Annotated in this window: 6 protein-coding genes; 4 read left to right on the top strand and 2 right to left on the bottom strand. The window is 73.5% G+C overall.

Features of this window, described 5'->3' with window-relative positions; translation table 11 throughout:
- Positions 1-186 precede the first annotated feature (186 nt).
- Positions 187-2310, top strand: coding sequence for a 4-alpha-glucanotransferase (malQ, locus tag ACZ6NC_RS28450; protein ID WP_465736612.1), 2124 nt, complete (start codon positions 187-189; stop codon positions 2308-2310).
- A gap of 21 nt (positions 2311-2331) precedes the next feature.
- Positions 2332-2562, top strand: coding sequence for a hypothetical protein (locus tag ACZ6NC_RS28445; RefSeq protein ID WP_465736611.1), 231 nt, complete (start codon positions 2332-2334; stop codon positions 2560-2562).
- Between the two features lie 195 nt (positions 2563-2757).
- Here the strand turns inward: ACZ6NC_RS28445 and pepN are convergent, their stop codons facing one another.
- Both pepN and ACZ6NC_RS28435 read right to left on the bottom strand, forming a co-directional pair.
- A complete protein-coding gene (gene pepN / locus ACZ6NC_RS28440; RefSeq protein ID WP_465736610.1) occupies positions 2758-5349 on the bottom strand; it encodes an aminopeptidase N in 2592 nt (863 codons plus the stop codon).
- A 173-nt stretch (positions 5350-5522) separates the two neighbouring features.
- Positions 5523-7358 (bottom strand): outer membrane protein assembly factor BamB family protein, encoded by a 1836-nt coding sequence (locus ACZ6NC_RS28435; RefSeq protein ID WP_465736609.1) that lies wholly within the window; start codon positions 7356-7358, stop codon positions 5523-5525.
- A 576-nt stretch (positions 7359-7934) separates the two neighbouring features.
- Here ACZ6NC_RS28435 and ACZ6NC_RS28430 point away from each other — a divergent pair.
- Complete coding sequence (locus ACZ6NC_RS28430) at positions 7935-9137, top strand: ROK family transcriptional regulator (protein ID WP_465736608.1); 1203 nt, start codon at positions 7935-7937, stop codon at positions 9135-9137.
- A gap of 209 nt (positions 9138-9346) precedes the next feature.
- Positions 9347-11269 (top strand): 1-deoxy-D-xylulose-5-phosphate synthase, encoded by a 1923-nt coding sequence (gene dxs, locus ACZ6NC_RS28425; protein WP_465736607.1) that lies wholly within the window; start codon positions 9347-9349, stop codon positions 11267-11269.
- The last annotated feature ends 202 nt before the right edge of the window (positions 11270-11471 follow it).

Raw genomic sequence — 11471 nt, 5'->3', positions numbered from 1 at the left:
GGGACCGCCACACCCCGTTCACGCGGCGGCCACCCGGCCACCACCGGGCCCGCTCCGCAGCCCCCTCCGCCGGCCGCGCGCCCGGCCGCTCGTTCACCGTGTGTCGCGCGGGGTCACCGGGCCGTTACGCGGGTAGGACTGTGGCTGTTCTGACCGGGCTTTCCCGAGACATCGCAGGAGCCGTGAGTGGCCGCTTATCTCGACCGTGACGGAGCCGACGGCCTGGAGGTGCCGGCGCAGGACGCGCCCGCCCCTCCGGCCGAGCTGGTGGCGTTGGCACAGGCGTACGGGGTGGACCTGGCGTATCAGCCGGGGGCACGGACGCTGGTGGCGGTGCTGGGTGCGTTGGGGGTGGAGGCGGGGACGCCGGAGGCGGTGCGGGAGGCGCTGGAGCGTCACCGGGCCGGGCAGCGGGCGCGGTTGCTGCCGCCGACCGTCGTCGTGCGGCAGGGGCGGCGGACGGCGCTGGACGTACCCGCCGAGGTGCGGCTGAGTGTCGAGCTGGAGGACGGCGGGGTCTGGGAGCTGCCGCGCGGGCACTCGCACTGGCTGCCGGCGGATCTGCCGCTGGGGCGCCACATGCTCAGGGCGGTGACCGACAGCCAGGAGCAGCGCGCCCACCTGATCGTCGCGCCCGAGCGGCTGCCGCGGCTGCCCGGCCGCAGCTGGGGCTTCCTGGCGCAGCTGTACTCCGTCCTCTCCGACCGCTCCTGGGGCATGGGCGACCTCGGTGATCTGGCCGAGCTGGCCCAGTGGGCCGGAGCGGGCCTCGGCGCCGGGTTCGTGCAGATCAACCCGCTCCACGCCGCCCTCCCCGCGACACCCTCCGACCCGTCGCCCTACCGCCCCTCCTCCCGCCGCTTCGCCGACCCCGTCCACCTGCGGGTCGAAGCGGTGCCCGAGTACGCGTACCTGACGGGCGAGCAGCGCGCCGAGGCCGAGGAGCTGGGCCGCCGTGCCGCGCGGCTGCGTGCCGAGGTGCTGGGCCACGACGGCCTGATCGACCGGGACGCGGTCTGGGCGCTCAAGCGCCGCGCCCTGGAGCTGCTGCACGAGGTGCCGCGCGGCGCGGGCCGCCAGGCCGCGTACGACGCCTATCAGAGGCGGGAGGGCGAGTGGCTGGAGCGGTACGCCCTCTGGAACGCCCTCGCCGAGGCGCACGGGGCCGACTGGCACGCCTGGCCGAAGGGGCTGCGCCACCCGGGGAGCCCGCATGTCACCTTCGCCGCCGAGGAGCACGGGGAGGCGGTCGAGTTCCACCGCTGGCTCGCCTGGCAGCTGGACCAGCAGCTCGCCCACACCCAGCAGGCGGCCCGCACGGCCGGCATGCCGGTCGGCCTGATCCACGACCTCGCGGTCGGCGCGCACCCGGACGGCGCCGACGCCTGGGCGCTCCAGGACGTCCTCGCCACCGGCATCTCGGTCGGCGCCCCGCCGGACGCCTTCAACGCCCACGGCCAGGACTGGGGCCTGCCGCCCTGGCGCCCGGACGCGCTCGCCGCGGCCGGCTACGCGCCGTACGCGGAGCTGCTGCGGTCCGCCGCCCGGCACGCGGGGGCGATCAGGATCGACCACGTGATGGGCCTGTTCCGGCTCTGGTGGGTGCCGGACGGCCACACGCCGACCGAGGGCGCGTACGTCCGCTACGACGCGGAGGCGATGCTCGGAGTGCTGGCCCTGGAGGCGCACCGGGCGGGGACGGCGGTGATCGGCGAGGACCTGGGCACGGTGGAGCCGGGTGTCCGGGAGGAGCTGGCGGCGCGCGGCATCCTCGGTACGTCCGTGCTCTGGTTCGAGCGGGACTGGCAGGCCAAGGGCGAGATCCTCGCGCCGGAGCGGTGGCGGCCGGGCAGTCTGGCCACGCTGACCACCCATGACCTGCCGAGTACGGCGGCCCGGATCTCCGGCGAGCACGTCGAGTTGCGGCACCGGCTCGGTCTGCTGGCCCGGACGCTCGGAGAGGAGCAGGCGGAGGCGGCGGCCGAGCTGGCCGACTGGCGGGCCGAGCTGGCCCGGCTGGGCCTGTTGGCCGAGGGCGAGCCGCTCTGCGCGCAGGCGCTGTACCGGTTCCTGAGGGCCACCCCGGCCGAGCTGGTGGGCGTCTGGCTGCCGGACCTGGTGGGCGATCCGCGCCCGCAGAACCTGCCCGGTACGTGGGACCAGTACCCGAACTGGCGGCTGCCGGTCGCCGATGGCGCCGGGGACCCGGTGACGCTGGACGCGATCGCCGCGAATCCGGCCGCCGCCGCCCTCGCCGAGGTGCTGGCGGCGGAGCCCGAAAGGCCGACCCCGCCGAGCGCGGCGACGTAAGCGGCGGGTAAGTTGGGCAACGTGGACAAGAGGAACGCTTTGCGAGCCGGCGCGGTCACCGCAACGGTCACGCTGATGATGCTGCTGTCGTCGCCCGCCATGGCCTACAGCCGGGACGACGGCGACGACCCGGGTAGCGGTCTGACCGTCGCCCAGACCCTCGGCCTGTACGTTTTCATCCCGATCGCGTCGTTCGTGATCATCGCGGCCCTGGCCGCGCTGCCGTACGGCGACAAGGGCAAGAAGAAGTAGCCGAGGGCTTCCACACACCAGCCCTGAACAACGCCCGAGGGGGCGCCGGACACCACGTCCGGCGCCCCCTCGGGCGTTTCCCGCAGAAGGCCGCAGAGGCCCGGAGAGCCCAACAGGCCCGCACAGGCCGTCAGGGGCCCGCGGAGACTGCGTCCGCCGGGGGCCGCGGGAGATCCCGCGGGCCCCGGCCGGACGTCAGTGCCCCAGCTCCCGGGCGCCCGCCGCGCGGTCGGCCACCTGGGCCTTCAGCGCGCGCTCGATCCCGGCCCGCGCCTCGATGACCTGCCGCCGCAGCGCCGGCGCCGGCTCGGCCGAGGCCAGCCAGGCGTCGGTGGCGTCCAGCGTGGCCTGCTCGACCTGGACCGCCGGGTACAGGCCGACGATGATCTGCTGCGAGATCTCGTGGCTGCGGGTCTCCCAGATGCCCTTGACCGCCGCGAAGTACTTCGCGGTGAACGGCGCCAGCAGCTCACGCTGGTCGGCCTGCTGGAAGCCGGCGATCACGGCCTCCTGGACGTAGTTGGTGAGCTTGTCCGACTCCACCACGGAGGCCCAGGCCTCCGCCTTGGCCTCGGCGGTCGGCCGGGCGGCGCGGCAGGTGGCGGCGTGCTCCTGGCCGGCCGCGGTGTTGTCGCGCTCCAGCTCGGCCGCGACGGCGGCCTCGTCGGCGCGGCCGGTGGCGGAGAGCCGGCCGAGCAGCGTCCAGCGCAGCTCGGTGTCGACGGCCAGGCCCTTCAGCTCGACCGAGCCGTCCAGCAGGCCGGCGATCAGGCCGAGCTGACCGTCGGTGCGGGCGACCGAGGCCAGCGCGCGGGCCCAGGCCAGCTGGTGGTCGCTGCCGGGCTCGGCGGCGCGCAGCTGTGCCTCGGCGGCCTCGGCCCAGCGGGCCAGGCCCTGCTCGCGCCAGGCCGGGTCGGCGTAGGCGTCGAGGGCGAGCTTGACCTGGCGGTGCACCGACTGGACGACGCCGATGTCGGACTCCCGGCCGAGGCCGGAGACGGCGAGCGCCAGGTAGTCGCGGGCGGCGAGCTCGCCGTCGCGGGTCATGTCCCAGGCGGAGGCCCAGCAGAGGGCGCGCGGCAGCGAGTCGGTGAAGCCGCCGAGGTGCTCGGTGACGACCGCCAGCGAGTCCTCGTCCAGACGGACCTTGGCGTACGAGAGGTCGTCGTCGTTGAGCAGGATGACGGCCGGGCGGTGCCGGCCGACCAGCTGCGGGACGTCGGTGCGCGGGCCGTCGACGTCCAGCTCGATCCGGTCGGTGCGGACCAGCGTGCCGTCGGTCAGCTCGTACAGGCCGATGGCGATCCGGTGCGGGCGGAGCACCGCCTCGCCCTTGGCGCCGGCCGGCAGCGCGGGGGCCTCCTGCAGGACGGCGAAGGACTCGATCTCGCCGTCGGTGTTGAGGGTGAGCGCGGGGCGCAGCACGTTGATGCCGGCCGTCTCCAGCCAGGCCTTGGACCAGGCCTTGAGGTCGCGTCCGCTGGCCTTCTCCAGGGCGCCGAGCAGGTCGCTCAGACGGGTGTTGCCCCAGGCGTGCTGCTTGAAGTAGGCCCGCACGCCCTGGAAGAAGGCGTCCTGGCCGACGTACGCCACCAGCTGCTTGAGCACCGAGGCGCCCTTGGCGTAGGTGATGCCGTCGAAGTTGACCTGGACGTCCTCCAGGTCGTTGATCTCGGCCATGATCGGGTGGGTGGACGGCAGTTGGTCCTGCCGGTACGCCCAGGTCTTCATCTGGTTGGCGAAGGTGGTCCAGGAGTGCGGCCACTGCGAGTTGGGCGCCTCGGCCTGGCAGACGGCCTCGGCGAAGGTGGCGAACGACTCGTTCAGCCAGAGGTCGTTCCACCACTCCATGGTGACGAGGTCGCCGAACCACATGTGGGCGAGCTCGTGCAGGATGGTCGCGGCCCGCGACTCGTACGCGGCGTCGGTCACCTTGGAGCGGAACACGTACTGGTCGCGCAGGGTGACGGCGCCCGCGTTCTCCATCGCGCCGGCGTTGAACTCCGGGACGAACAGCTGGTCGTACTTGGCGAAGGGGTACGGGTAGTCGAACTTCTCCTGGAAGTAGTCGAAACCCTGCTTGGTGACCGCGAAGATCGCCTCCGGGTCCAGGAACTCGCGCAGCGAGGGGCGGCAGTAGACGCCCAGCGGCACCTTCTGGTCGCCGTTCTCGTAGGCGTCGAAGACACCGACGTACGGGCCGGCGACGAGCGCGGTGATGTAGCTGGAGATCCGGCCGGTCGGCTCGAACTTCCAGACCCGGGTGTCCCCTTCGCCCTCCGGCGTCGGGGTGGGGGAGTTGGAGACGACGACCCAGCCGGTGGGGGCGGTCACGGTGAAGGTGAACGCGGCCTTGAGGTCGGGCTGTTCGAAGGCGGCGAAGACCCGGCGGGCGTCCGGCACCTCGAACTGGGTGTACAGGTACGTCTCGCCGTCGACCGGGTCGACGAACCGGTGCAGACCCTCGCCGGTGTTGGTGTAGGCGCAGTTGGCGACGACCCGCAGCTCGTTGTCGGCGGCCAGGTTCGGCAGCGCGATCCGGCTGTCGGCGAAGTTGGCGTTGTCGAGCCGCTCGCCGTTGAGCGTGATCTCCTCGACGCTCGGGGCGACCAGGTCGATGAAGGTGGCCGCGCCGGGGGTACGGGCGGTGAACCGGACCACCGTGGTGGACCGGAAGGTGCCTCCCTCGCGGGCCGAGCCGAGGTCGAGCTCGATGTCGTACGCGTCCACGTGCAGGAGGTCGGCCCGGGTGCGGGCCTCCTCACGCGTCAGGTTGGTGCCGGGCACTCGCAGGACTCCTTCGTCAGGCTTGATGCTTCGCATCCTCCCATGTCCGGTCGTCGGCGCCGGGGGAAATACCCGGGGGAAAAGCCGCCGGGCGGGGCAGGCGCGGGCCGACCGGCCCACTCCCGCCCCGCCCGGTCCTGCCGACGGGTGGTCGGCCCCTCAGGGCCGGCGCGTCACTTCTTGACGTACTTGATCACCGGGCTGTCCGAGCCGGAGCTGCGGGAGAAGCCGAACAGCGAGCCGTCGGACTGCACCACGTACTCGGTGGAGCTGGCGTAGAGGCTGTCGGCGGCCTTGTTCTGGGTGAGGTTGCCGAGCTCGCTCACCGAGCCGTCGGTCGGCGAGAGCGTCACCAGCTTGGAGTCCTTGTTGTAGCCCATGTCCAGCACGGCGCGGACCTTGCCGTCCTTGTCGATGCCCGAGACCAGCCGGATGCCGTCGCTGGCACTGCCGGTGGACGACCAGAGCCGCTTGCCGGTGGTCAGGTCGTAGGCGTTGATGGCCGGCTTGCTCGGGTTGGTCTGGACGTACAGCGTGGTCCCGCTCACCACGCTCTGGGTGAACGCGTCGGCCTGGCCGGAGAGCCGCAGGCTGTCGGCGCCGGCCTCCTTGACCGACATCGGGTTCATCGGCTTGTTGCTCTTGTCGAACGGCAGGATGTAGTCGCCGTTCGGGCCGCTGGTGACCAGCAGCACCAGCGGCTGGTCCGAGACGACCTTGTCGACCCGCTCGATGCTGCCGCTCAGCGGGATCGGCGCGCTGCTGGTGGTCTTGCCGGTGTCCGTGTCGACCAGCACCAGCTGGGACTTGGTGGTGGTGTTGAGGCCGTAGCAGCGGTCGCTGACCGCGATCTGGCTGCCGGCCGCCTTGCCGTAGACGCTGCAGTCCTTCTCACGCGGCTGGAACTGCCAGGCCGGCGAGCCGTCACTGATGTTCACCGCGCCGACCATGTTGCCGCCGATGCCGATGACCTTCTCGGTGACGCTCAGGGTGGGCGAGGACATCCGGTCCTGGCTGACCTTGGCCGTCCAGAGCAGCTTGCCGGTGCTGACGTCGACCGCGCCGACGGTGGAGCAGTCGCTGTCACCGGTGTTGAGCGCGATCGCGGCGATGTGCTTGGAGTTCACCCCGTACGAGGCGGCGCAGAACTCCTTGCTGCCGGCCGGCGGGGCGATCGTCCACAGCTCCTTGCCGTCGGCCGAGTTGAGGCCGCGGATGCCGTAGCTGTCGGCGCGCACGATGGTCTTGTCGGCGCCCCAGATGCCGAGCATCTGCGAGCCGCTGGTCGCGTTGGCCGGCTTGGCGGCGGCCCAGGCGAGGTTGTAGGCGCCGGCCTTGACGGGGCCCGGTCCGCCCGAGCTGCTCGTGGTGGGGTCGGTGGTGTTGCCGCCGGCGGTACCGCCGGTGCTGCTGCTGCCGCCCGCGGAGGATGAGGGGTCGTCGGGGTTGCCCTGGAACAGCACGATCAGGCCGGCGACGATGGCGATCGCCAGCACACCGCCGATGATGCCGCCCCAGAGCATCACCGGGTTCCGCTGCTTGGGCGCCGGCGGCACCGGCGCACCCGGGTAGGTGTACCCGGCCTGCTGCTGCGGGAAGCCGTAGCCGGTCCCGCCGCCGTCGGTCGGCGGGGCGGTGTAGCCGTACTGCTGGCCGCTGTTGGGGGCGGCGAACGGGGGCTGGGCAGGGGCCGGGTCGTACGGGCCGACCGGCGCGCCGGGCGGGGGCGGCGGCGTGCCCTGCGCGGGGAAGGCGGCGGCGGTGGGCGCGTAGGCGTAGTCACTGCCCGGCGCCGGCGGCTGGGCCGGGGGCTGCCCCGGCGGCGTGCCGGGCGCGGCCGGTCCGCCCTGCCCGGGGACCGGTGCCCCGTCGAGCTGTGTCATCTGGTCCGCCATGGCGGCCGGGTCGGGCGCGCCGCCGGGCGTGCGCCCGAGCGAGACGCCCCGGTTGTCCTGCGGACCGCTGCCGGTCGTGTCGCCTGCCCCCGGCGTAGGGTGATCCCCTGCCATCTGATGCCCCGTCATGTCTGGAAGCGTCCCCCGGCCGGGTCACGTCCGAGGCCGGTGGGACGGGTGAGATTGGGCACCATCGTACGGGTGGCCCGTTTTGGCCCGACCTCAGGAGCCCCGAACCCCGCGCGCCGCGCCCCTGAGCTGCCCGGCCTTCCCAGCGGCCACGCCCGCCCCTCGCCCCGGCGTGTCGAAGCCCCCACCTCACCGGCACGGACACTCCGCCACCCCCTCACCTCACCTCCTCTCCACGCGTGCCCCTCCACCCGCCTCTCGCGGCGCCGGTGACGCCTCCGCGTCGCCCGTCGCCGCACCCTCGTGCCGCCGTCGGCCGTGCCCCCCGGACGCCCTTGCGCCGCCTCGCCGTCACCCGCCGTTCCATCCGCGTCGCCCGTTGCCGCACCCTCGTGCCGCCGTCGGCCGTGCTCCCCGGACGCCCTTGCGCCGCCTCGCCGTCACCCGCCGTTCCATCCGCGTCGCCCGTCGCCGCACCCTCGACCCCCTTCAGGGCCTACGCTTCAGGAGTTGAAGGGAGCGCCCGGCGGAGGGGTTCCCTCGCCCTTGGGAGGGTGGATCATGTCGACGGACACACCGGGCTCGCAGTCCTCACTGCACCGGGCGAACCTGGAGCGCGTGCTCCGGGCGGTACGGATGGCCGGCTCGCTGACCCAGGCCGAGATCGCCCGCGGCACGGGGCTCTCCGCGGCCACCGTGTCCAACATCGTCCGGGAGCTCAAGGAGAGCGGCACCGTCGTGGTCGCCGACACCTCCTCCGGCGGCCGCCGCGCCCGCAGCGTCTCGCTCAGCGGCGACGCCGGCATCGTGGTGGGCATCGACTTCGGTCACACCCACCTCCGGGTCGCCGTCGGCAACCTCGCGCACCGGGTGCTCGCGGAGGAGAGCGCCCCGATCGACGTGGACGTCTCCGCCGCCCAGGGCTTCGACCGCGCCGAGGCGCTGGTGGAGCGGCTCCTGGCCGAGGCGGGCTTCCGCCCGGACAAGGTGATCGGGGTGGGGCTCGGGGTCCCCGGCCCGATCGACGTGGAGACCGGCGCGCTCGGCTCCACCGCGATCCTGCCGGGCTGGACGGGCATCGCCCCCGGCCGCGAGCTGGCCGAGCGCCTGGGCATGCCGGTGCACGTGGACAACGACGCCAACCTGGGCGCGCTCGGCGAGCTGGTCTGGGGCGCGGGCCGCGGCCTGAGCGACCTCGCCTACATCAAGGTGGCCAGCGGTGTCGGCGCCGGCCTGGTGGTCAACGGCCAGATCTACCGCGGCCCGGGCGGCACCGCCGGTGAGATCGGGCACATCACCCTGGACGAGGCCGGCCCGGTCTGCCGCTGCGGCAACCGCGGCTGTCTGGAGACCTTCGTCGGCTCCCGCTACCTGCTGGGCCTGCTCTCCACCACCCTCGGCCCGGACCTCTCGCTGCCCCGGGTGGTCGAGCTGGCGCACCAGGGCGATCTGGGCTGCCGGCGGGTGATCGCCGACGCGGGCCGGCAGATCGGTACCGGCGTCGCCACCCTCTGCAACCTGCTCAATCCCCGCCGGGTGATCCTCGGCGGCGACCTCGCCGACGCCGGCGAGCTGGTGCTGGCCCCGATCCGGGATTCGGTGGCCCGCTACGCCATCCCGAGCGCGGCCCGGCAGCTGTCGGTGGTCCCGGGCACCCTGGGCGGCCGGGCCGAGGTGCTGGGTGCGCTGGCGCTGGTGATGAGTGAGATGGACGACTCCGGGACGCTCGGCAGATCCGTACAGGCGTCCGTCGCCCGACCGTGAGTGCCCGCCACGGGACCCTCCGTGGCGGTCGGCGCGCCCCGGGCGGCCGTTGCGGGCCCGTGGTGGCGGGCACCCCGCTCGGCGTCCGGTAGGCGGACATTAGACTCGACCGGTCGGCACCGACCGAGTTCGTCGGACCGCGCCGGCACACCGGGCAGCGACGCCCGTCGGACCGCCCGCGGTCCGCGACTTTGAACGAGGAGGAACGGGTGGCCCTGCTGACCCGCATTCGGGGACCGCGCGATCTCGACCGGCTCACGCCCGGACAGCTGGCCACCCTGGCCCAGGAGATCCGGACCTTCCTGGTGACGGAGGTCTCCAAGACGGGCGGCCACCTCGGCCCGAACCTCGGCGTCGTGGAGCTGACCGTCGCGCTGCACCGGGTCTTCGACTCGCCGCGCGACCGCATCCTCTTCGACACCGGCCACCAGAGCTACGTCCACAAGCTGCTCACCGGCCGCCAGGACTTCTCCCGGCTGAAGATGAGCGGCGGCCTGTCCGGCTACCCGTCCCGCGCCGAGTCCGAGCACGACGTGATCGAGAACTCGCACGCCTCCACCGTCATCTCCTACGCCGACGGCCTGGCCAAGGCCAACAAGGTCCAGGGCAAGACGGACCCGGTCGTCGCCGTCATCGGCGACGGCGCGCTCACCGGCGGCATGGCCTGGGAGGCGCTCAACAACCTCGCCGACGCCAAGGACCTGCCGGTCGTCATCGTCGTCAACGACAACGAGCGCTCCTACTCGCCGACCATCGGCGGCCTCGCCAACCACCTCGCGACGCTGCGCACCACCCAGGGCTACGAGCGCTTCCTCTCCTGGGGCAAGGACGCCCTGCAGCGCACCCCGGTGGTCGGCCAGCAGCTGTTCGACACGCTGCACGGCGCCAAGAAGGGCCTGAAGGACTTCATCGCCCCGCAGGGCATGTTCGAGGACCTCGGCCTCAAGTACATCGGCCCGATCGACGGCCACGACCTCACCGCCCTGGAGTCGGCGCTCACCAAGGCGCGCGGCTTCGGCGGCCCGGTGATCGTGCACTGCCTCACCGAGAAGGGCCGCGGCTACCACGCCGCCGAGAACAACGACGAGGACCGCTTCCACGCGGTCGGCGTGATCCACCCGGACACCGGTCTGCCGGTCAAGAGCTCGGGCAAGGACTGGACCTCGGTCTTCGGCGAGGAGATGGTCGCGCTCGGCCACGAGCGCGAGGACATCGTCGCCATCACCGCCGCGATGCTCCACCCGGTGGGCCTGGCCCCGTTCGCGAAGGCCTTCCCGGACCGGATCTTCGACGTCGGCATCGCCGAGCAGCACGCCGTCACCAGCGCGGCCGGCCTGGCCACCAACGGCCTGCACCCGGTCTTCGCGGTCTACGCGACCTTCCTCAACCGCGCCTTCGACCAGGTCCTGATGGACGTCGCCCTGCACAAGCTGGGCGTCACCTTCGTGCTGGACCGGGCCGGTGTCACCGGCACCGACGGCGCCTCGCACAACGGCATGTGGGACATGTCGATCCTCCAGGTCGTCCCCGGCCTGCGGCTGGCCGCGCCCCGCGACGCCGACCAGGTCCGTGCCCAGCTGCGTGAGGCCGTCGAGGTCGAGGACGCCCCGACGGTGGTCCGCTACTCCAAGGGCACGGTCGGCCCGGCCGTCGCCGCGGTGGGCCGGGTCGGCGGCATGGACGTGCTGCGCGAGGCCCCGGAGGGCTCCGGGCCGGCCGACGGCCGCCGCGCCGACGTGCTGATCGTCTCGGTCGGCGCGATGGCCCCCACCAGCCTGGAGGTGGCCGACCTGCTGGCCGCCCAGGGCATCACCGCCACCGTGGTGGACCCGCGCTGGGTCAAGCCGGTGGACGCGGCCCTGCCGGGTCTGGCCGCCGAGCACCGGGCGGTCGTCACGATCGAGGACAACGGCCGGGTCGGCGGCGTCGGCGCCGCGATCGCGCAGGCGCTGCGCGACGCCGAGGTGGACGTCCCGCTGCGTGACTTCGGCATCCCGCAGGAGTTCCTGGACCACGCCTCCCGGGCCGAGATCCTCGCCGAGATCGGCCTCAACGCGCCGGACATCGCCCGCCAGGTGACGGCGCTGGTCTCCCGGCTCGCCAAGCTGGACGTGGCCACCGTCGAGGCCTGAGCCCCGGCCCCGGCACCTCGGCCCGCCCCCGCGGCGTCCGTTTGCGACAACTTCGCAACAGTCCGCCCGGGGGCATGCCGATAATCGCACCGAAAGGCGGGGACGGGGGTGCCCCCGCCGGTCCCCCCCCGCAGGGTGTCCTCCCTGCCGACCCCCCCCCCCCCCCACCTCTCCGGGCTAGCCGAACGACCGCCCGACCGCA

Source organism: Kitasatospora sp. NPDC041988 (genome assembly GCF_055588525.1).
Note: the sequence above shows the minus strand (reverse complement) of the source record. Positions and strands in the feature narration are given on the sequence as shown.

Coding starts and splice junctions, on each gene's coding strand:
- ACZ6NC_RS28430 (WP_465736608.1), top strand. CDS start 7,935: ATGTCGACGGACACACCGGGCTCGCAGTCCTCACTGCACCGGGCGAAC.
- ACZ6NC_RS28435 (WP_465736609.1), bottom strand. CDS start 7,358: ATGGCAGGGGATCACCCTACGCCGGGGGCAGGCGACACGACCGGCAGC.